A 21,199-nucleotide genomic window follows, 5' to 3' on the forward strand; every position below is an offset into this window, starting at 1 on the left:
TCACCTCATAATGGCCGGATTTGCCAGTCGCACCAGTTCGAGGGCCTGCTCGGGGAACCACTCCCCGGCCTTCGGGGAGACCATCGCGCGCTCGGGATCGCGCGGGCCCCGGGTGCCGCGCAGGCAGGACCCGTCCGACTCCCCCGGGGTCTTGATCCAGAGCACGGCGTCGTGGAGGACGTATCCGGTGGCGGTGCTGGGCCGGGCGCCCAGTCCGCGGCCGGGCGGGTTGCACCAGTCCTGCGGCTCGCGGTACTTGCCCTCGGGGGCCTTCCAGGGGCCGCGGCCGTTGCGGCTCGTGTCCGTGATGAAGTGCTTCATCCTGGCCGGATCCGGCACCCGGGCCCGGCCGTCGATCCAGGCCTGGGCCTCCGCGCGGGGCCGCCACTGGTCGGGGCAGTCGGCGGCGCTGCCGCCGGCCTCGGTGTGGGCGAGGCAGACGGAGACCAGGTAGGCGAACCAGACGTTGGCGGCGTCGGTGTTGTAGTTGGAGACGTTGACGGCGAAGCCGGTGGCCCGCGCGATGCCCGCCTGCCGCAGCCGGGGCACGATGCTGTTGACGGTGTGCCAGGTGGCGTGCCCGGTGTCGAGGTAGACGTCGGTGGCCGGCTTGGACTCCAGGGCCCGCACCGCGTAGTCGATCTCCGTGTAGCGGGCGGCGGTGCGGGTGCGCGCGAGTTCGTCCCCGCCGGCCGCGCCCGCCGGGCACTCCCGGGGCAGCAGGGCCAGGGAGTCGGGCTCCAGGACCACGATCGCGCGGTGGTCGTCGATGCCGCGGGCGACGGCGTCGATCCAGTCCCGGTAGGCGGCCGTGCCGGAGGCCCCGCCGGCCGAGTACTGGGAGCAGTCGCGGCCGGGCACGTTGTAGAGCACGAGGACCGGCAGGCTCTGGTGGCGGGCCGCGTCCAGGGTGGTGGCCCGGGCCTCGGCCTCCGCCTCGGCCGGGCTCTGGTCGCCCAGCCAGACCGCGTGCGGGGTGGCGGTCATCGCGGTGATCGCTTCGGCCTCCCGGCCCAGGCCCCGGGCGCTCAGTTCCCGGGCCTGGGCCAGGGCGGCCGGGTTGGCGGGCGGGACGTAGAGGGGCAGTTCGAGTGCGGCGGCCTCCCGGTGCACCGCCGGTACGGCGGGTACGGAGGGGACGCCGGGGAGCAGGACGGCCGCGAGGGCGGCGGCGGGCAGCAGGGCCCGGGCGAGGTGTCGGTGGTGCACGGCAGCCGACGCTGGTGCAGGGCGCGCGGGCGGGTCAAGCCGCGTTACCCGGGCGGCGCAAGGGCGCAACCCGTGCGGGTTGCGCCCCTCGTCCTGCTTGCCCCCGTACGGCCCCCGGCCGCTCCGGCCCGTCAGGGGGCCGGGCCGGCCGGCGGCCGCGTCCTTCAGGCGACGACACCGATCCGGGTGACGGAGGTCTCGGAGCTGTCGTGGTGGATCGGGATGTGGGCGCCGGTGAGGGCGGCGCCGCTGCCGCCGCGGCGGTTGGCGACGATCTCGGCGGCGATGGACAGCGCGGTCTCCTCCGGGGAGCGGGCGCCGAGGTCCAGGCCGATCGGGGAGCGCAGGCGGGCGAGTTCGAGTTCGGTGATGCCGACCTCGCGCAGCCGGCGGTTGCGGTCCTCGTGGGTGCGGCGGGAGCCCATGGCGCCGACGTACGCGACCGGCAGCCGCAGGGCGAGCTCCAGCAGCGGCACGTCGAACTTGGCGTCGTGGGTCAGCACGCACAGCACGGTCCGGCCGTCGACCTGGGTGGCCTCCAGGTAGCGGTGCGGCCACTCGACGACGATCTCGTCGGCGTCGGGGAAGCGCGCCTTGGTCGCGAAGACGGGGCGGGCGTCACAGAGGGTGACGTGGTAGCCGAGGTACTTGCCGATGCGGACCAGGGCGGAGGCGAAGTCGATGGCCCCGAAGACGATCATCCGCGGGGCGGGCACGCTGGACTCGACGAGGATCTTGAGGGGCTCCCCGCAGAGCCGGCCGTCGGCCCCGATCTCCAGCAGCCCGGTGCGCCCGGCGTCCAGCATGGCGCGGGCCTCCTCGGCCACGGTGCGGTCGAGCTCGGGGTGGCCGCCGAGGCCTCCCTCGTGGCCGCTGTCCCCGCGGACCAGCACGACGCGGCCCATCAGCTCGGCGGGGCCGGCGGCCACCCGGGCCACGGCGGCCGGCTCGCCCTCGGCGGCGGCGCCGAGCGCGGCCTCGAAGACCGCCCGCTGCGGGTCGGCGGCACGGACCGGGGTGACGAGGATGTCGATGATGCCGCCGCAGGTCAGACCGACCGCGAAGGCGTCGTCGTCGCTGTATCCGAAGCGCTCCAGGACGGTCTCCCCGTCCTCCAGCGCCTGCCGGCACAGCTCGTAGACGGCCCCCTCCACGCATCCGCCGGAGACCGAGCCGATGGCCGTGCCCTCGCCGTCCACGGCGAGGGCGGCGCCGGGCTGCCGGGGCGCGCTGCCGCCGACCGCCACGACGGTGGCGACGGCGAAGTCTCGTCCCTGCTCGACCCACCGGTTCAGCTCTTCGGCGATGTCCAGCATGTCGGCCTCCTCGGCGCTTGGTGTCCAGTATCGGATGCGTGAAGGGGAAGGCGCCGTCCGGACCCTCGCGGGGCCCGGACGGCGCCTCTGCTCAGTTGATGCCGAGCCATCCCTCGATCGGGTGCAGTGCATAGAACACCACGAAGATCGCGGTCAGGCCCCACATGAAGCCACCGATCTCGCGGGCCTTGCCCTGCGCGAGCTTGATGGCGACGTACGCGATGACGCCCGCGGCGACGCCCGCGGTGATCGAGTACGTGAACGGCATGATCACGACGGTCAGGAAGACCGGGATCGCGACCGAGCTGTCGGCCCAGTCCACGTGGCGGGCGTTCTGCATCATCATCGCGCCGATGACGACCAGGGCCGCGGAGGCGACCTCACCCGGGACGATCTGGGTGATCGGGGTGAAGAAGATGCAGGCGGCGAAGAACAGGCCGGTGACCACGGACGCCAGGCCGGTGCGGGCGCCCTCGCCGACGCCGGTGGCGGACTCGACGAACACGGTCTGGCCCGAGCCGCCCGCGAGGCCGCCGATGGCCCCGCCGGCACCGTCGATGAACAGGGCCTTCGACAGGCCCGGCATGCGGCCCTTGTCGTCGGCGAGCTTGGCCTCGGTGCCGACGCCGATGATGGTGGCCATCGCGTCGAAGAAGCCGGCGAGCACCAGGGTGAAGACGATCATGCCGATCGTCATGGCGCCCACCTCGCCCCAGCCGCCGAACTCGACCTGTCCGAAGAGCGAGAAGTCGGGCATGGAGACCGCGGAGCCGGAGAGCTCCGGCGGGCCGCTGCGCCAGGCCTTCGGGTCGATGTCGGCCACCGCGTTGAGGATGGTGGCGAGGATGGTTCCGCCGACGATGCCGATGAGGATCGCGCCGGGAACCTTGCGCGCCTGCAGCATGAAGATGGCCAGCAGGGTCACGCAGAAGATCAGCACGGGCCAGCCGGCGAGCTCGCCGGCGGGACCGAGGGTGACGGGGCCGCCACCCTGCGAAGCGTGCACGAACCCGGCCTTCACCAGGCCGATCAGGGCGACGAACATGCCGATGCCCATGGTGATCGCGTGCTTCAGGGCCAGCGGGATCGCGTTCATGATCATCTCGCGGAGGCCGGTGACGACCAGGAGACAGATCACGACGCCGTACATCACGCACATGCCCATGGCCTGCGGCCAGGTCATCTCGGGGGCGACCTGCGAGCTGAGCACGCCGGACACGGAGAGGCCGGCGGCCAGGGCCAGCGGCACCTTGCCGACGAAGCCCATGAGGAGCGTGGTCACGGCCGCGGCGAACGCGGTGGCCGTGATGAGAGCCTTCTGGCTCAGGGTGTCTCCGGCAACGTCCTTGCCCGAGAGGATCAGAGGGTTCAGCAGCAGGATGTAGGCCATCGCCATGAAGGTCGTGATACCGCCACGCACTTCGTTGCCGACGTTGGATCCTCTGTGGGTTATGTGAAAGTACCGGTCGAGCCAGGACCGTCCGGCGGGGGCGGGCGAGCCGGAGCCCGCGTCCTCCGCGGTGGTCTTGGGCTCCACTGACGACTGGGTCATGGTGCCTAACTCCCAAGGTTCAAAGGGGCACCCGCATGGGGATTGATGAGCGCGGGATTTGGGATGAAACGTTGGCTGCACGACCCGGGGTGACGGCCCGAGACGAAGCGGGTACTGCGGTGGTGCCGAACTGCCTTACTGCTTTTCCTGCGGGGGTGGTGCGGGGGTGAAGCGGTGGTGCAGGGGGGAAGGGACCGCGAGCGGTGCGGTACTTCGTGCTCCGGGCGGTGCGGCGGTGAAGTGTGACGTTCCCTGTCGCACCGCCCGGAGAGCCTTGGGTCCTAGAGGGTGCCGGTCAGGGCCTCGGGACGGATGGGCGTCTTGTTGAGCTCCAGGCCCGTCGCCGCCCGGATGGCCGCGAGGACGGCCGGGGTGGACGACAGGGTCGGGGCCTCGCCGAGACCGCGCAGACCGTACGGCGCGTTCGGGTCGGCGAGCTCCAGGACGTCGACCGGGATGGTCGGGGTGTCGAGGATGGTCGGGATCAGGTAGTCCGTGAAGGAGGGGTTGCGCACCTTCGCGGTCTTCGGGTCCACGATGATCTCCTCCATCACCGCGACACCGAGACCCTGGGTGGTGCCACCCTGGATCTGGCCGACGACGGAGAGCATGTTGAGGGCCTTGCCCACGTCCTGGGCGGTGGCGAGCTCGACGACCTTGACGAGGCCGAGCTCGGTGTCCACCTCGACCACCGCGCGGTGGGCGGCGAAGGTGTACTGGACGTGGCCGTCGCCCTGGCCGGTGACCAGGTCGAACGCGACGGTCGGCCGGTGGCGGAACTCCAGCTCCAGGTCGATCGCCTCGTCCTCCAGGATGTCGGCGATGTCCGCGAGCACCTCCCCGCCGTCGGTGACGACCTTGCCGCCCTCCAGGAGGAGCTCGGCGTGGGCCCAGGCCGGGTGGTAGGAGCCGTTCTTGCGGCGGCCGATCTCCAGCAGCTTCTCGCGCACGGCCTCGCAGGTGTTCTTCACGGCGCCACCGGTCATGTACGTCTGCCGGGAGGCGGACGTGGAACCGGCGGAGCCGACCTGGGTGTCGGCCGGGTGGATGGTCACCTGGGTGACGCCGAGCTCCGTGCGGGCGATCTGGGCGTGCACGGTGACACCGCCCTGGCCGACCTCCGCCATGGCCGTGTGGACCATCGCGACGGGCTCGCCGTTGATGACCTCCAGGCGCACACGGGCGGTGGAGTAGTCGTCGAAGCCCTCGGAGAAGCCGACGTTCTTGATGCCGACCGCGTAGCCGACGCCGCGGACGACGCCCTCGCCGTGGGTGGTGTTGGACAGGCCGCCGGGCAGCGCGCGGACGTCCGCGCCCTCGCCGGCGGTCTCCCACTGGCGCTCCGGCGGCAGCGGGCGGGCCTTGACCCGGCGCAGCAGCTCGGCCACCGGGGCGGGCGAGTCCACGACCTGGCCGGTGGGCATGATCGTGCCCTGCTCCATGGCGTTCAGCTGGCGGAACTCGACCGGGTCCATGCCCAGCTTCGCCGCGAGCTTGTCCATCTGGGCCTCGTACGCGAAGCAGGCCTGGACGGCGCCGAAGCCGCGCATCGCGCCGCAGGGCGGGTTGTTCGTGTAGAGGGCGACGGCCTCGATGTTCACGTTGTCGATGACGTACGGGCCCACCGAGAGGGAGGACGCGTTGCCGACGACGGCCGGGGAGGCCGAGGCGTAGGCGCCGCCGTCGAGCACGATCCGGCACTTCATGTGCGTGATCTTGCCGTCCTTGGTGGCGCCGTGCTCGTACCAGAGCTTCGCCGGGTGGCGGTGCACGTGGCCGAAGAAGGACTCGAAGCGGTTGTAGACCATCTTGACCGGCTTGTTGGTCGCGAGGGCCAGCAGGCAGGCGTGGATCTGCATCGAGATGTCCTCGCGGCCGCCGAAGGCACCGCCGACGCCGGAGAGCGTCATGCGCACCTTCTCCTCGGGCAGGCCGAGGACGGGGGCGATCTGCTTGAGGTCCGAGTGCAGCCACTGGGTGGCGACGTAGAGGTCGACTCCGCCGTCCTCGCCCGGTACCGCGAGGCCGGACTCCGGGCCGAGGAAGGCCTGGTCCTGCATGCCGAAGGTGTACTCGCCGGTGACGATGACGTCGGCCTTCTTGGCCGCCTCGTCGGCGTCGCCGCGGATGATCGGCTGGCGGTGCACGATGTTCGGGTGCGGGACGTGGCCGGCGTGGTGGTCGTCGCGGCCCGGGTGGAGCAGCACCGCGTCCTCGGCGAGGGCGGAGGCCTCGTCCGTGACGACCGGGAGCTCCTTGAAGTCGATCTTGATCTTCGCGGCGGCGCGGCGGGCGGTCTCCGGGTGGTCGGCCGCCACGAGGGCGATCGGCTCGCCGTGGTGGCGTACCCGGCCGTTGGCCAGGACGGGGGTGTCCTGGATCTCCAGACCGTAGTTCTTCATCTCCGCGGGCAGGTCCGCGTAGGTGAGGACGGAGTAGACGCCGGGCATGGCCAGCGCCTCGGAGATGTCGATGCTCTCGATCTCGGCGTGGGCGACGGGGCTGCGCAGGGTCTGGCCCCACAGCATGTCCTCGTGCCACATGTCCGAGGAGTACGCGAACTCGCCGGTGACCTTGAGGGTGCCGTCCGGGCGGAGCGTGGACTCGCCGATGCCGCCCTTGGTGTGGTTCTGGGTGACGTTCGTCGGCGTACCGGCGGGCGTCGTACGGGTGTTGGCCATGGTCAGACCGCCTCAGACTGACGGGCGGCCGCCAGGCGGACCGCGTCGAGGATCTTCTCGTAGCCCGTGCAGCGGCAGAGGTTGCCGGACAGGGCCTCGCGGATGTCCTGGTCGGACGGGGACGCGTTGCTCTCCAGCAGCGCGTCGGCCTGGACCAGCAGACCCGGGGTGCAGAAACCGCACTGGACGGCGCCAGCGTCGATGAACGCCTGCTGGATGTTGGAGAGCTCCACGCCCTCGCCGGTCTGCGAGTCGGTGCCCTTGGCGGACCACTGCCGGGCCTCGTCGGTGGACACGCCCTTGCCGCCGCCGCAGGCGCCGGTGCCGCAGGCGTGGCCGTGCTCCTCGCGCTGCTTGGCGAAGTCGGCGAGGCCCTCGACGGTCACCACGTCGCGGCCCTCGACCTGGCCGGCGGCCACCAGGCAGGAGCAGACCGGCACGCCGTCGAGGCGGACCGTGCAGGAACCGCACTCGCCCTGCTCGCAGGCGTTCTTCGAGCCGGGCAGGCCCAGGCGCTCACGCAGGACGTAGAGGAGGGACTCGCCCTCCCAGACGTCGTCGGCTTCCTGCGGACGGCCGTTGACGGTGAAATTGACGCGCATGGTTACGCTGCCCCTTCAAGCGAGCGGCCGTTCGTGCCGCGGTACTGCTCCCACGTCCAGACGAGCTGGCGGCGAGCGAGGATGCCGACCGCGTGACGGCGGTACTTCGCCGTGCCACGGACGTCGTCGATCGGGTTGCAGGCGGCGGAGGCGAGCTCGCCGAACTGCTTGGCGATCGACGGGGTGATGACCTTGCCGTTCTCCCAGAAGCCGCCCTCTTCGAGCGCGGCGTTGAGGAACTCCTCGGCGGCCTTGGCCCGGATCGGGGTCGGGGCGGCCGAGGCGATGCCCGTACGCACGGTGCGGGTGTCGGCGTGCAGCGCGAGGCCGAAGCCGCAGACCGCGATGACCATCGCGTTGCGGGTGCCGACCTTCGAGTACTGCTGCGGGCCCGTGGCGTTCTTGATGTGAACGGTCTTGATGAGCTCGTCGGCGGCGAGCGCGTTGCGCTTCACCCCGGTGTAGAACTCGTCGATCGGGATCAGGCGGGAGCCGCGTACGGACTCGACCTCGACCTGGCAGTCGGCGGCGAGCAGCGCGGGGTGCGAGTCGCCGGCCGGGGAGGCGCAGCCGAGGTTTCCGCCGACACCGCCGCGGTTGCGGATCTGCGGGGACGCGACCGTGTGCGAGGCGAGCGCGAGACCCGGCAGAGGACCGCGGAGGTTCTCCATGATCTGGGTGTAAGGGACGGAGGCGCCGAGCTTGGTGACCTCCTCGCCTACCTCCCACTCCCGCAGCAGCTCGATGCGGTTGAGGTCGAGGAGGTACTCCGGACGGCGGTGGTCGAAGTTGATCTCGACCATGATGTCGGTGCCACCCGCAATCGGCACAGCTGTGGGGTACTCGGCCTTGGCGGCGAGTGCCTCCTCCCAGCTGGCGGGGCGAAGGAAGTCCATGTCGGCTCTCTTCTTCTTAATCGGGTCGTTCACTTCAAGCCAGGAGGGCCAAGGGCCCCTCGACTGGTCGTTCACGTGCTGTTAACGCGGTGTGGAGTCAGTACACAAGCCGCGCGTCCCCCGGGTGCAGTCACCGAAACCATGAAGCAGTTGGCTGGGCACCTCCCCTGTCTTGTAGATTCGTATGAAAGGCGAGGCGGAGCGGCCTCCCGGATTTTCAACGGCAACATCGAGACAGATCGGCGGCGACCCCATGAGGCTGCGCGCACTGCTGGAAACCGAGGCGCTGGGCCTGCGGCTCCTGGGCGGCGAGGAAGAGCTCGACCGCACGGTTCGCGGCGTCATGACGACCGACCTGCGCGACCCGAGCAGGTACCTCTCGGGCGGCGAATTGGTGCTGACCGGCCTGGCATGGCGAAAGAATCCGGCCGACTCCGAGCCGTTCGTACGAATCCTTGCGAGTGCGGGGGTGGCCGGGCTGGCGGCCGGCGAGGCCGAGCTGGGCGACATCCCCGACGATCTGGTGTCGGCCTGCCGGCGCAACCGGCTGCCGCTGTTCGCGGTGAACGAAACCGTTGCATTCGCCACGATCACGGAGTACGTCGTCCGGCAGGTGTCCGGGGAGCGCGCCGGGGACCTCGCGGCCGTCGTGGACCGGCACCGGCGGCTGATGACCTCGGGCCCCGCGGGCGGCGGCCCCGACGTGGTGCTGGATCTCCTCACGACCGACCTCGATCTGCGCGCCTGGGTGCTGTCCCCCACGGGCCGGCAGATCGCCGGGGCCGGAGAGCCCCTGGCGCCGGGCGTGTGCGCGGCGCTCGCCAGTGAGCACCTGGCGGCGGTCCGGACCGGCCGCAGGGGCCCGCACCGGATCTCCATCCAGGGTATTACGTACTCGCTCTTCCCGATCAAGGGACAGGGCCGGGGGGCCGCCCCCGCCGTGCGCGACGTGCGCGAGAGCGTGCTGTCGGACTGGCTGCTGGCCGTGGAGGCGGACGCCGGGGACTGGCCCGCGGAGCGGCTGGACCTGCTCCAGGGCGTGACCCAGCTGATCGCCGTCGAGCGGGACCGCCGGGACGCCGCCCGCACCGTGCGCCGCCGGCTGGCCCAGGAGGTCCTGGAGCTGGTCCAGACGGGTGCCCCGCCGGCCGAGATCGCGGCCCGCCTGCGGGTGGCCGCCCCGGTGCTGCTGCCCGGCCTGGGCGCGGCCCCGCACTGGCAGGTCGTGGTGGCCCGGGTGGACTGGGACGGTGGGGACATCCCCGGCGGGCCGGTGGCCCAGTCCCTGCTGGAGGAGATCCTCGTGGACCCGGGGGCCTCGGGCCCCGAGCCCTCGGACCGGATCGCGGTGGCGCACGCCGGGGACGAGGCGATCGCCCTGGTGCCGCTGCCCGCGCTGGCCGGGGAGGGGGAGCCGGACGCCGCCCTGCACGCCGACGCCCTGCTGGCGACGGTCCGCGAGCCGCTGGCCGCGGGCCTGGCCGAGGACGGCCGGCTGACCTTGGGCGTGAGCGCGGCCGTGCACTCCGCCGAGGGGCTGCGCGGGGCGCTGGAGGAGGCCCGGCACGCCCGCCGGGTGGCCGCCGCCCGCCCGGGCCGGGTGTGCGCCGCGGGCCACCACGAGCTGGCCTCGCACGTGCTGCTGCTGCCGTTCGTGCCGGACGACGTCCGCCGGGCGTTCACGGCGCGGCTGCTGGACCCGCTGCGGGACTACGACCGGCGCCACCGCGCCGAGCTGATCCCGACCCTGGAGGCCTTCCTCGACTGCGACGGCTCGTGGACCCGCTGCGCGACCCGCCTGCACCTGCACGTCAACACCCTGCGCTACCGCGTCGGGCGAATCGAGCAGTTGACGGCCCGGGACCTCTCGCGGCTGGAGGACAAGCTCGATTTCTTCCTCGCCCTGCGTATGAGCTGACGAAGGACCGGCACCCTCTGACGGATGATCACATAGTCGGATCCAGACTTTGTGAAAGCCTTCACCAGACCCCTTGGCCGATCACGCCGGTGTGTGCTGGGATTCGCCCCAGGGCTCAACGGCGCGCTTTGGGGAGGGCAATGTGGCGGAGACCGCCATGTCGGAAACCGGAACGGCCGGGGGCGACGACCCCCTGCAGCGGGCGATATGGCGGCTGCGGTCCCGCGGCTGCTGGACGGATGCGGCGGCCCTGCTGGAGCCGCACGCGAGCGCTCCCGGCCCGGCGCTCCAGCGGGCGGCCCTGCTGATCGAGCGCTGCCTCTACACGGAGGCGGGCTGGACCGAGGCCGAGGACGCGCTGCGGGCCGCCGAGGCCACGGCCGGGACGGACGACGAGCGCGGGGAGGCCGCGTGCGAGCGCGGCTACCTGGCCTACGCGGCCACCCTGCTGGGCGTGCGCGACCGCGGCGACGAGGCCCGGTCCGCGCTGGGCCGGGCGGCCGCGCTCATCCCCCCGGCCTCGCCCCGGCGGGCGCTCCTGGACTTCCGCCGGGGGCTGGTCGCCGAGAACATCGCGGGCTCCCCGCAGGCGGCCAAGGCCGCCTACCACCGCTCGCACACCGCGGCCGCGGCGCACGGCGACACCCTGCTGCTCTCGTTCACCTGGCGCCACCTGGCGGGGCTCGCCCTGCGCAACGGGGAGCTCGGCGAGGCCCGCAAGGGTTTCACCCAGTCCCTGCGGCTGCGCGAGGAGCTGGGCTACCTGATCGGCACCGCCCCGGCCCTCGCCGCGCTCGCGGAGGCCGAGGAGGAACCGGAGGCGGGGCGGCTGCGGGCCGAGGCCCGGCGGCTGGTCCAGCTGCTGGGCGGGGTACCGACCTGGCTGGCCGCGAGCCTCACGCCGGGCCCCGCCTGACGGCGGTACCGCCCTGACCGGCGGCACCGCCGTCCGGGGAGCGCCTCCGGGGACCCGGGGGCGCTCGGGTGCACCGTGCTCCTCCCCGGGCGCCGATGCGCCGCAAGATCAGTGTTTGTGGCTGCGGGGCTGATGGGCACCCTGCCAGGCATGTCAGTGAAGACGCAGTTCACGACCGGGAGCGCCCCCGGAGCGCTCCCCCTTGTCGGGCACGGACGGCAATTGCTGCACCGCCCCCTGCAGTTCCTCTCGGAACTCCCCCGGTACGGCGACCTGGTCGAGATCAAGCTCGGCCCGCAGACCGCGTACGTACCCTGCCACCAGGACCTTCTCCACCAGGTGCTGGCCGACGACCGGACCTTCGACAAGGGCGGGCTGCTCTACGAGAAGGCCCGCGACTTCCTCGGCAACGGGCTGGGCAGCTGCCCGCACGCGGAGCACCGGGCGCAACGGCGGCTCCTCCAGCCCGCGTTCCGCCCCGAGCGGCTGGCGCAATACGGCGCCGCCATGGAGCAGCGCCTCGGCCCCTTGCAGGAGTCCTGGTACGACGGCTGCACCATCGACGCCTTCAGCACCTGGTACCGCTTCACCCTCGGTACGGCCGTGCGGGCCCTGTTCTCGACGGAAATAGCCGACGCGACGGCCCGCCGCATCGAGCGGTCCTTCGACGTCATGCTCGGGAACATCTTCGCCCGGATGCTGGTGCCGGGCCCGCTCCAGAAGCTGCCCACGCGCGGCCGGCGCCGGTACGCCGCGGCCATCGCCGACCTGCACGGCGCCATCGACGAACTCATCGCCGAGTACAAGAAGACCGGCGAGGACCACGGAGACGTGCTCTCCGTGGTGCTGTCCTCGGGCGGGCGGATGGGCCGCGAGCCCACCCCCACCGAGCTGCACGACCAGATGGTCACCCTGCTGGCCGCCAGTTCCGAGACCTCCGCGGCCACCCTGACCTGGGCCTGCCTGCTCCTGGCCCGGCATCCGGAGGTCCAGGACCGGCTGCGGGCGGAGGTGGACGCGGTCCTGGACGGCGGTCCGGCCCGCTGGGAGCACGTCCCGGAGCTGGAGTTCACCAAGCAGGTGCTGACCGAGACCATGCGGCTGTACCCGGCGGGCTGGCTGCTGACCCGCATGACCACCGGCCGGGGCGCCGAGCTGGCGGGCCGGCGGATCCCACCGGGCAGCACGGTGGTCTTCAGCCCGTACGTGGTCCAGCGCCGGGCCGACCTCTTCGAGAACCCGGACTCCTTCGATCCGGACCGGTGGCTCCCGGAGCGGGCCGCGGGCCTGCCGCGGGGCGCGTTCGCCGCGTTCGGCGGCGGGGCGCGCAAGTGCATCGGCGACACCTTCGCGCTCGGCGAGACCGCGCTGGCCCTGGCGAGCACGGTGAGCCGCTGGCGGCTGGAAGTGGCGCCGGGCGCCGACCTGCGGCCGGCGCAGCTGGCGACCATCCTGCGGCCAAGGCGGCTGGGCATCCGGCTGCGTGCGCGGTGAGCACGATACGGAGAGATCCGGTGGACACCCGGGGCCACCTCCACGATCTGGACCTGCCCTTCCCGGAGCGGGTGAGTCCTGACGCGGAGCGGGCCCGGCGGCGCAGCCTGCGCTGGATGCGCGACCGCAGGCTGCTGTCCGCGCGCGACCTCGCGGCGTACGACGTGCTGCGGCTGGACCAGCTGGCCGCCCGCGCGTACCCCTTTGCGACCGGTCCGGCGCTCGACCTCATGACGGACTGGATGGGCTGGTACTTCGTCTTCGACGACCAGTTCGACAGCCCACTGGGCCGGGATCCGGCACGGGTGGCGGAGATCGCCGCCACCACGGTCGAGGTCATGGACGGCGGTCCGCGCAGCGGGCCGCCGGACCCCCTGCGGGACGCCTTCCGCGAGCTGTGGGAGCGGTCGGTGGACGGCATGTCGCCCGAGTGGCGGCGCCGGCACCGGGCCAGCTGGACCCGCTTCATCGGCGGGTACGCGGGCGAGGCGGCGGACCGGGACGCTCCCGGCCCGCCGGCCCCCGCCCGCTACATGGCGGTGCGCAGGGCCACGATCGGCACCGACTCCTGCTTCGACCTGGTCGAGCGGCTGACCGGGCGGGAGGTGCCGGCGGAGGTCCGGCGCTCCGCCCGGCTCACCGGCATGGCCGATCTGAGCAGCGAGGTGGTGGCGCTCACGAACGACCTGGCGTCATTGGGCAAGGAACTGGCCTCGGGCGAGTTCCACAACATCGTGCCGGTGCTGCAGCACGCCACCGGCTGTACGGCGGACGAGGCCGCCGCAGAGGCCGTCCGGATGGTCGCCGTCCGGGTCGCCGAGTTCCGGAGACTCGCCGCTGGCATTCCCGAGCTGTGCCACGAGTACCGGCTGACCGAGACGGAAGAGGAGGCGGTGTGCACCCTGGTGCGGTGCATGGAGGACTGGATGCGGGCGACCCGCGACTGGTCCCTGCTGACCGGGCGGTATTCCGAGGCCGGGGTGCGGGAGGCGGAACGCCCCCGGCCCTGGGCCCGCATCTACCGGGCGCTGTGGTGAGGCGGAGGTGAGGCCCGGGCCGGAAAGGAGGCCCGGGCACCGGCCGGGGCCCCGGGCGGCGCGGTCCGGGCCGCGGCCAGGGCCCCGGGCGGCGCGGTCCGGGCCGCGGCCCGGCCGGGGCTCGGCGGGCTTCCGCGGTCAGCGCGGTGCGCCCGTGAAGTGTTCCCGTACGAGTGATTCGACGACCGGGAGGTCCTGGGCGATCAGGGCCTCCAGGAGGGCGGAGTGCTCCGCCGCGTCCGCGACCAGGTCGGCCCGGCGGATCCGGGGGGCGCCGGGGGTGGGCCACTGGGCCCGCCGGTGCAGGTCGTCGGCGACCAGGACCAGCTGCTCGTTGCCCGCCAGGGACAGCACCGCGCGGTGGAAGGCCCGGTCGGACTCCGCATAGCCGGGCACGTCCCCGGCCGCGGCGGCGGCCGCGGTGGCCGCGGCGGCGGGCCGCAGCGCCGCCCAGGACTCCACGGGGGCCGTGCGCGCCAGCCGGAGCATCACCGGCACCTCCAGCAGGGCCCGCACCTCGACCAGCTCGGCGAGCTCGCGGGCGGTCCGCACGACCACCCGGAAGCCCCGGTTCGGCAGGCATTCGACGGCGCCTTCGAGGGCCAGCTGCTGCATCGCCTCGCGCACGGGCGTCGCGGAGACCCCGAAGCGCTCCCCCAGGGCCGGGCCGGAGTAGATCTCGCCGGGCACCAGCTCACCGTCCACCAGCGCGGCGCGCAGGGCCTCCAGGACCTGGCCGCGCACGGAGTGGCGGACCACCTTCTGGGCCGGGACGGATGCTTCGCTGTGCACCTTCCGAGGATATGGGACGACGTTGATAGGACCGGCCCGGATTCGGGTAAGGTAAGGCTTACCTGTTAACGATCGTGCGATTCGGTGGTCCCGCCCATGACCGTCCCGGCTTTGCTCCCCGTCACTTCCGCCCCGGCCGGCTCCCCGGTGGCGGATGCGTACGCGCGCATCGCCGGGGTCTATTCGGGCCTGAAGGTGGAGGAGCTCCCGGCCGGCGGACCGGTCCCGCGCGGTGCGGGCTGGGTCGGCGCGGCCGAGCTGGCGGCCGGCGGGGCCGCCCTGGACGCCTTCCTCGCCTGGGACCACGCCCAGGTGCTCACCGATTACGGCCGGCCGGCCCGGGCCGACGTGGTCGCGAGCTTCGGACTGCACCGGTACGCCTGGCCGGCCTGCCTGCTGGTGACCGCACCCTGGTTCCTGGACCGGCGGGTGCCGCACCTGGCGCCGGAGGCGGTCGCGTTCCACCGCGTCCGCGCCCGGATGGCGGTACGCGTGGAGACTTTCTCCTGCCTGCCCTCCGACCCGCTGGCCGGGCTCCCCGGGGCCAGGGTCGTGCCCGACGAGGAGGCCCTGCGCGCCGAGGTGCGGGCGGCGGTGTCCGCGCACCTCGGACCGGTGCTGGAAGGATTCGGCCCGCGGATGCGGCGGGGCCGCCGGGCCCTGTGGGGCATGGTGACGGACGAGGTGGTCGAGGGCCTCTGGTACGTGGCCCACCTGCTCGGCGAGGAGCAGCGGGCCATGGCCGAGCTGGCCCTGCTGCTGCCCGGCTCGACCGCCCCGTACACGGGCGGCGCGGCCTTCCGGAAGCTGACCGGCCCGCAGGGCGAGGAACTCGCGACCCGGGACCGGGCGAGCTGCTGCTTCTTCTACACCGTCCGCCCCGAGGACACCTGCACCACCTGCCCGCGCACCTGCGACGCGGACCGGATCGCACGGCTGTCCGCGGCCCCCGCCACGTAGCCCCCGGCCGCCCCACGCCACCCGCCCGAGTGGACTCGTTCGAACTCGACTACGAGTCTTCGAGCGGGAGTTCGACACAGATCACCCTATCCGGAGGGCCCCGCCCCCCGAAGGCGTCCACTTGCCCCGAAACCCGCATGCGGGCCTGATCCGATCCGCCACTATGGCGCCCGGAAAGCCGCAGTCGCGAGGCAAGGGACACCGGATGAGACTGACCGACATATCGCTGGACTGGCTGCTTCCCGGCAGCCTTCTGATCCTGGGCGTGCTTGCGGCAGTGGCGGTGCTGGCCCGCGGCAGGCGCGAGGGGGAGAAGGCGGCGGCGGAGGACAGCTGGGAGCGCAGCGAGGAGCGGCGCCGCCGCAAGGAGGCCGTGTACGGCACCGCCTCGTACGTGCTGCTCTTCTGCTGTGCGGCGGTCGCGGCCGCGCTCTCCTTCCACGGACTCGTCGGCTTCGGCCGGCAGAACCTGAACCTCTCCGGCGGCTGGGAGTACCTCGTCCCCTTCGGCCTCGACGGCGCCGCCATGTTCTGCTCGGTGCTCGCCGTGCGCGAGGCCAGCCACGGCGACGCGGCCCTCGGCTCCCGGCTGCTGGTGTGGATGTTCGCGGGCGCTGCCGCCTGGTTCAACTGGGTGCACGCGCCGCGCGGTTCGGGCCACGACGGGGCCCCGCAGTTCTTCGCCGGGATGTCCCTCTCCGCGGCCGTGCTCTTCGACCGCGCCCTCAAGCAGACCCGCCGGGCCGCCCTGCGCGAACAGGGCCTGATCCCGAGGCCGTTGCCGCAGATCCGCATGGTCCGCTGGCTGCGGGCCCCGCGCGAGACCTTCGGCGCCTGGTCGCTGATGCTGCTGGAGGGCGTGCGCACCCTCGACGAGGCCGTCGAGGAGGTGCGCGAGGACAAGAGGGAGAAGGAGCAGGACCGGCACCGGCGGCGCGAGCAGCACCGGCTGGACCGGGCCCGGATCAGGGCCCTCGGCCGGCAGCACCGCGCCTTCGGACGGCAGCGCGGCCGCCAGCTGGACCTCCAGGAACTGACCCAGGGGGCGGGCTCTGCGCCGGTCGGCGCGGAGCCCGCCATAACCGAGCCGGGACAAGTGCCCCAGCTCTCCCAGCTCCCGGTGGCCGGCGCCCCCGGAAGGCCCTCCCTGCAGGCCGTACAAGGCCGTAGCGGGGGCGGCACGGAGGGGCCGCGGACCGTGGACCTCACGGCCGAGGACGACACCCAGACGATCCCGCGGCTCGACTCCCTGGAGCGCAAGCTCAAGGACCTGGAGCAGCAGTTCGGCTGAACGGATCCGCCGGTCACGCGGCGGACCGGACGGCGGCCGGCCCCCGGGGGTCCGGCCCGGGCACCACGCCCGGGCCGGGCCCCTTCGGCTGTGCACACCGGCCCGCCGGCCGGGCCCCGGTGTCGGCCCGGGCCCGGTCCGGCGGTCCAGGCCCCCCGGTCGGCGGTCCGGGCCCGTCAGTCCCGGCCCTGCTCCTGGTCCGGGCCCGCGGGTCCGAAGCCGTCCAGCTCGAACCAGACGACCTTCCCGGACCCGAGCGGGCTGACGCCCCAGGCGTCCGCGAGCGTCTCCACCAGGAGGAGCCCCCTCCCGTGCGTACCGTCGTCGGCGGTCGGTACGTACGGCCGGGGCTGCCGGGAGGTGAAGTCCCGGACCTCCACCCGGAGCCGGGAGGCTATGAGGCTGGCGGTGACCTCGGCGCCCTGGTCGGTGTGGACCAGGGCGTTGGTCACGAGCTCGGTCGTGAGCAGCTCCGCCACCGAGGTGCAGGGGGACCTTCCGGCGTGCCGCAGGAGCTCCCGCAGGGCCCGGCGGACCTCGCCCACGGCCCGCAGGTCGGACCTCCGCAACGAGCGGTTCATCCGGCGGCCGCCTTGTCTGCCGCGGCTCCCCGACACCCCCTCCACTCCCTTGTCCTCACCCTCGGCCGGCTCACGCGCCGCCGGCCGTGCTCTCCTGGGCTGGCTTCCGGCTTTCGCCCCCACCCGCACGGCGACTCACATCCCCTTGGTCGAACAGGTCTACGGGATGCATGCCCCGCCCGGGCGGCGCCACTCCTGCGGGTAACGGCCTCGTCACGGCGCCGCCCGGCCTCCGGCCCGGCGGTTATGGCCTGGGCACATTCCGGAGGTTTGAGCGGGCCATCTGGATCATCCGCCCCACTCCCCCGTCGAGCACGATCTTCCCGGCCGAGAGCGCGAAGCCGGCGACCATGTCGGCGCTGATCTTCGGCGGGATGGACAGTGCGTTCGGATCGGTCACCACGTCCACGAGAGCAGGGCCTTTGTGGCGGAAGGCGTCCTTCAGCGCACCGGCGAGCTGCTTCGGCTTCTCGACCCGCACCCCGTAGGCGCCGGCGGCGCGGGCGATCGCCGCGAAGTCGGGATTGTGATTCGTGGTTCCGTACGAAGGGAGCCCGGACACGAGCATCTCCAACTCGACCATGCCGAGCGAGGAGTTGTTGAACAGGACCACTTTGACGGGGAGGTCGTACTGCACGAGGGTGAGGAAATCTCCCATCAGCATCGAGAATCCGCCGTCGCCCGACATGGAGACCACTTGCCGGCCGCGGTCGGTGAACTGGGCGCCGATCGCCTGCGGGAGTGCGTTGGCCATGGAACCGTGACTGAAGGAACCGATGATCCTGCGTTTGCCGTTGGGTGAAATGTAGCGCGCGGCCCACACGTTGCACATTCCCGTGTCCACGGTGAAAACGGCGTCTTCCGCGGCGAGTTCGTCGAGGACGGCGGCCACGTACTCGGGGTGGATCGGGGTGTGCTTCTCGACCTTGCGGGTGTAGGCCCGGACCACCCCTTCGAGCGCGTCGGCGTGCTTCTTGAGCATCCGGTCGAGGAAGCGGCGGTCGGTCTTGGGCCGCACTCGCGGGGTCAGCGAGCGCAGGGTCTCCCGTACGTCGCCCCACACGGCCAGGTCCAGCTTGGAGCGGCGGCCGAGGTGCTCGGGGCGCACGTCCACCTGCACGATCTTCACGTCGTCGGGCAGGAAGGCGTTGTACGGGAAGTCGGTGCCCAGCAGGATCAGCAGGTCGCACTCGTGGGTGGCCTCGTAGGCAGCGCCGTAGCCGAGCAGCCCGCTCATGCCCACGTCGTACGGGTTGTCGTACTGGATCCATTCCTTGCCGCGCAGGGCGTGGCCGACCGGGGCCTTGACCCGTTCGGCGAACTCCATGACCTCGGCGTGCGCCCCGGCGGTGCCGCTGCCGCAGAACAGGGTGATCCGCTCCGCCTCGTCGATCAGGCGGGTCAGCTTCTCGATCTCGCCGTCGCCGGGGCGGACCGAGGGCCGGGCGGTGACGAGGGCGTGCTCGACGGCCCGCTCGGGCGCGGGCTGGGCGGCGATGTCCCCGGGCAGGGCGACCACGGACACCCCGCTGCGGCCGATGGCGTGCTGGACGGCGGTCTGGAGCAGCCGGGGCATCTGGGCGGGGTTGGAGATGAGCTCGCTGTAGTGGCTGCACTCGCGGAACAGCTGGTCGGGGTGGGTCTCCTGGAAGTAGCCGAGGCCGATCTCGGCGGAGGGGATGTGGGAGGCCAGGGCGAGGACCGGGGCCATCGAGCGGTGCGCGTCGTACAGGCCGTTGATCAGGTGCAGGTTGCCGGGGCCGCAGGAGCCGGCGCAGGCCGCGAGCCGGCCGGTGACCTGTGCTTCGGCCCCGGCTGCGAAGGCGGCGGTCTCCTCGTGCCGGACCTGGATCCACTCGATGCCGCCGGTGCGGCGGATGGCGTCGACGACCGGGTTGAGGCTGTCGCCGACCACCCCGTAGAGCCGGCGCACGCCGGCGCGCACGAGGATGTCGACGAACTGCTCCGCCACCGTCTGCCTGGCCATGGAGGCGCCCCTTCCGGTCCGGTCGGCCTCCCGGCGGCGGGAGGCCCGCCTCCCATCCACCCACGGTCCGGGGGCGCGCGCCTCCCGGAGCGGGCGTACGGCCCTCGGCGGGCCCCGGCCCCTCGCGCCCCCGCCCGCCCCGACTGCCTCCCCTCAGGCCTCCCAGACGGCGGCCGCGGTCCGGTCGTCGGCGTAGCCCTTGAGGCGCAGGGTGGTGTCGGCGAGGAAGGCGGCGAGGCCGGGCGGCACCTCGGCGGCCGGGCTCCAGCGGGCCGCGAGCTCGGCGGGGAAGGCCGGCTCCTCGCGCATGGGGGCGGCCAGGCCCCCGGTGCACAGGAGCAGGGCGTCGCCGGGCCGGGCCACCGAGGCGCGGAAGCGGAAGCCGCCCTCGGCGGCGGCCGGGTCCTCCAGGTCCTGCCAGGCCCCCTCGCGCAGCCGGAACAGGCCGCCCTGGCCGGTGCCGAAGGCGATCCGGGTCCGGCATTCCGGGTCGATGGGCAGCAGCAGGCAGCGCAGCCCGGCCGGGGGCGGGGCGTCGGTGGCGCGCAACCGCCCGTAGCCGCGGTCGGTGAGCCGCTGCAGGCCGGAGCGCAGGTCGTCGCGGCGGCCGGCCCGGATGTCCGCGCCGAGCCGCTCCTGGCTGCGGCCGACGGCCCCGGCGATCCACCGGCAGAGCTCGGCGTCGGCCTCCCGGGCCCCGTCGGCGGCCCGGTCCCCGCCGGCCGCAGCGATCAGCACGAGGGAGTCGTCGCCGGTCCCGAAACGGGCGGTGAGCAGGAAGTCCCGGCGGGCCTCGCCCCGGTAGCGGGCGGAGTCCCCGCGCACCGAGACCGCGCGCAGGGTGTAGGTGCCGTGCCGGGCCCCCTCGAGCACGGTGTCGGGGACCAGGGCGTCGAGGTCGGCCGCGTCGGCGTGCGGCAGCGCCCCCGGCTCCCCCTCGTAGGTGGGCGGCCGCTCCCCCAGATGGCGTACGGCGTACCGGTCGCGCTGGGCGGGCACGGAGGGAGGCGCCGGCGGCGCGGGCGGAACGGTGAGGTGCCCGAGCGCGAAGCCGGTCCCGGCCGCGGCAGGCCCGTCGGTCCCCTGCTGCGCCGGAATCAGCGGCCGCCCCCCGGGCGGCGGCCCCGGCGGCAGCCCACCACCGGCCCCGGACACCGGCGGCACCTCCCCGGCCGGGGCCGGGGGCGGTGGCGGGGGCGGTACGTCCTCCGGTGCGGGCGCGGCCAGGGGCGGCGGTACGGGGCCCTGCTCGGGCTCGGCGGGGACCGCGCCGGGCGCCCGCCGGGGCGCGGGCGGCACCCGACCGGGGTCGGGCGCAGCCGCCGACCGCGGCGCGGTGGCCCGCTCGGGCGCGGCGGCCGTTCCGGAAGCCGGACCACGGGCGGGCGGCGCGGGCGGGGCGGCGTCCCCGGCGGCCGGGTCGGGCTGGGCTCCGGTCGCGTGCGAAGCCGGCGTACCAGGGACCGGTGGTACGGGCGGGGGCGCGGCTCCGGGCACCGGCGGCGGAGCAGGAGGACCGGGCGGGAAGGGCGGCGGCTCGGCGGCGCAGGTCCGGCCGCCGCCTGGGCGGGGGGCCTCGACGGGCCGGCCCGGCCACGGGAGGCCAGCACCCGCGGACCCGGCCGGTCCGGGGACCGGCGGCAGGGCCAGGCCGCCGTCGGGCAGGGTGGCCGACCGCACGGGCGGCTCGTCCGCGGCACCGGGCGCGCCGGTACGGCCGGACGAAGCCTGGGGCGTTCCGGGAGCCGCGGGCGGACCCTCGGGCCTTCCGGGCGGCGCGGGCGGCGACCCGAAAGCGTCTCCCGCGGCACCGGGCGCGCCCGAACGGCCGGGCGGTTCCAGGGGTGTTCCGGGAGCGGCGGGTGGCGTGGGTGGTGGCCCGGAGGGCTCGGGTGGGGCGGGTGGCGGCCAGTGGGGGCCTGCGCCGGGCCGCTCCGCTGGGCCCGCGGCCCGGGCCGGTTCGGCGG

The 21,199-nt window shown here is 73.8% G+C and carries 16 protein-coding genes; 6 read left to right on the forward strand and 10 right to left on the reverse strand.

The annotated features are described in order from the left end of the window. From ACZ407_RS22905 to ACZ407_RS22930, 6 genes are all read right to left on the reverse strand, one after another. Entirely contained in the window at positions 1-1,209 is a 1,209-nt protein-coding gene (locus tag ACZ407_RS22905; protein WP_468131041.1) for a glycoside hydrolase family 6 protein, read from the reverse strand. Between the two features lie 164 nt (positions 1,210-1,373). Then, positions 1,374-2,525 carry an XdhC family protein gene (locus tag ACZ407_RS22910; protein WP_468131043.1) on the reverse strand — a complete coding sequence of 384 codons (1,152 nt, stop codon included), beginning with the start codon at positions 2,523-2,525 and terminating at the stop codon, positions 1,374-1,376. A 91-nt stretch (positions 2,526-2,616) separates the two neighbouring features. Further along, positions 2,617-4,077 carry an NCS2 family permease gene (locus ACZ407_RS22915; RefSeq protein ID WP_468131045.1) on the reverse strand — a complete coding sequence of 487 codons (1,461 nt, stop codon included), beginning with the start codon at positions 4,075-4,077 and terminating at the stop codon, positions 2,617-2,619. Between the two features lie 281 nt (positions 4,078-4,358). Next, complete coding sequence (pucD, locus tag ACZ407_RS22920; RefSeq protein ID WP_468131047.1) at positions 4,359-6,758, reverse strand: xanthine dehydrogenase subunit D; 2,400 nt, start codon at positions 6,756-6,758, stop codon at positions 4,359-4,361. A 2-nt stretch (positions 6,759-6,760) separates the two neighbouring features. Next, complete coding sequence (locus ACZ407_RS22925; RefSeq protein WP_468131049.1) at positions 6,761-7,360, reverse strand: (2Fe-2S)-binding protein; 600 nt, start codon at positions 7,358-7,360, stop codon at positions 6,761-6,763. Positions 7,361-7,362: 2 nt separating this feature from the next. After that, the gene (locus ACZ407_RS22930; protein WP_468131051.1) at positions 7,363-8,256 is read right to left on the reverse strand and encodes an FAD binding domain-containing protein; all 894 of its coding nucleotides are present in this window, start codon (positions 8,254-8,256) and stop codon (positions 7,363-7,365) included. A gap of 253 nt (positions 8,257-8,509) precedes the next feature. Here ACZ407_RS22930 and ACZ407_RS22935 point away from each other — a divergent pair, with 253 nt between their 5' ends. The 4 genes from ACZ407_RS22935 to ACZ407_RS22950 all read left to right on the forward strand — a co-directional run bounded on the left by ACZ407_RS22935 (position 8,510) and on the right by ACZ407_RS22950 (position 13,621). Further along, positions 8,510-10,174, forward strand: a complete 1,665-nt coding sequence (locus ACZ407_RS22935; RefSeq protein ID WP_468131053.1) for a PucR family transcriptional regulator — start codon at positions 8,510-8,512, stop codon at positions 10,172-10,174. Positions 10,175-10,331: 157 nt separating this feature from the next. Then, the gene (locus ACZ407_RS22940; protein ID WP_468131055.1) at positions 10,332-11,090 is read left to right on the forward strand and encodes a hypothetical protein; all 759 of its coding nucleotides are present in this window, start codon (positions 10,332-10,334) and stop codon (positions 11,088-11,090) included. 150 nt (positions 11,091-11,240) lie between these two features. Beyond that, the gene (locus tag ACZ407_RS22945; protein WP_468131057.1) at positions 11,241-12,584 is read left to right on the forward strand and encodes a cytochrome P450; all 1,344 of its coding nucleotides are present in this window, start codon (positions 11,241-11,243) and stop codon (positions 12,582-12,584) included. Between the two features lie 20 nt (positions 12,585-12,604). After that, complete coding sequence (locus tag ACZ407_RS22950) at positions 12,605-13,621, forward strand: terpene synthase family protein (protein ID WP_468131059.1); 1,017 nt, start codon at positions 12,605-12,607, stop codon at positions 13,619-13,621. 138 nt (positions 13,622-13,759) lie between these two features. Here ACZ407_RS22950 and ACZ407_RS22955 read toward each other — a convergent pair whose 3' ends face one another. Beyond that, positions 13,760-14,413 (reverse strand): GntR family transcriptional regulator, encoded by a 654-nt coding sequence (locus tag ACZ407_RS22955; protein ID WP_468131061.1) that lies wholly within the window; start codon positions 14,411-14,413, stop codon positions 13,760-13,762. A 96-nt stretch (positions 14,414-14,509) separates the two neighbouring features. Here ACZ407_RS22955 and ACZ407_RS22960 point away from each other — a divergent pair, with 96 nt between their 5' ends. Both ACZ407_RS22960 and ACZ407_RS22965 read left to right on the forward strand, forming a co-directional pair. Further along, a complete protein-coding gene (locus tag ACZ407_RS22960; RefSeq protein WP_468131063.1) occupies positions 14,510-15,373 on the forward strand; it encodes a (2Fe-2S)-binding protein in 864 nt (287 codons plus the stop codon). Positions 15,374-15,578: 205 nt separating this feature from the next. Continuing rightward, entirely contained in the window at positions 15,579-16,664 is a 1,086-nt protein-coding gene (locus ACZ407_RS22965) for a DUF2637 domain-containing protein (RefSeq protein WP_468131065.1), read from the forward strand. Between the two features lie 176 nt (positions 16,665-16,840). On the opposite strand, the gene ACZ407_RS22970 is transcribed toward ACZ407_RS22965, so the two are convergent. From ACZ407_RS22970 to ACZ407_RS22980, 3 genes are all read right to left on the reverse strand, one after another. After that, positions 16,841-17,245 (reverse strand): ATP-binding protein, encoded by a 405-nt coding sequence (locus tag ACZ407_RS22970; protein WP_468131067.1) that lies wholly within the window; start codon positions 17,243-17,245, stop codon positions 16,841-16,843. A 244-nt stretch (positions 17,246-17,489) separates the two neighbouring features. Next, positions 17,490-19,232: a pyruvate dehydrogenase gene (locus ACZ407_RS22975; protein ID WP_468131069.1), complete on the reverse strand. Its 1,743-nt coding sequence runs from the start codon at positions 19,230-19,232 to the stop codon at positions 17,490-17,492. Positions 19,233-19,385: 153 nt separating this feature from the next. Further along, on the reverse strand, positions 19,386-20,231 hold the full coding sequence (locus tag ACZ407_RS22980; protein ID WP_468131071.1) for a PP2C family serine/threonine-protein phosphatase: 846 nt from the start codon (positions 20,229-20,231) through the stop codon (positions 19,386-19,388). Between the last annotated feature and the right edge of the window lie 968 nt (positions 20,232-21,199).

The sequence above is a fragment of the Streptomyces sp. NPDC030809 genome (genome assembly GCF_055572195.1).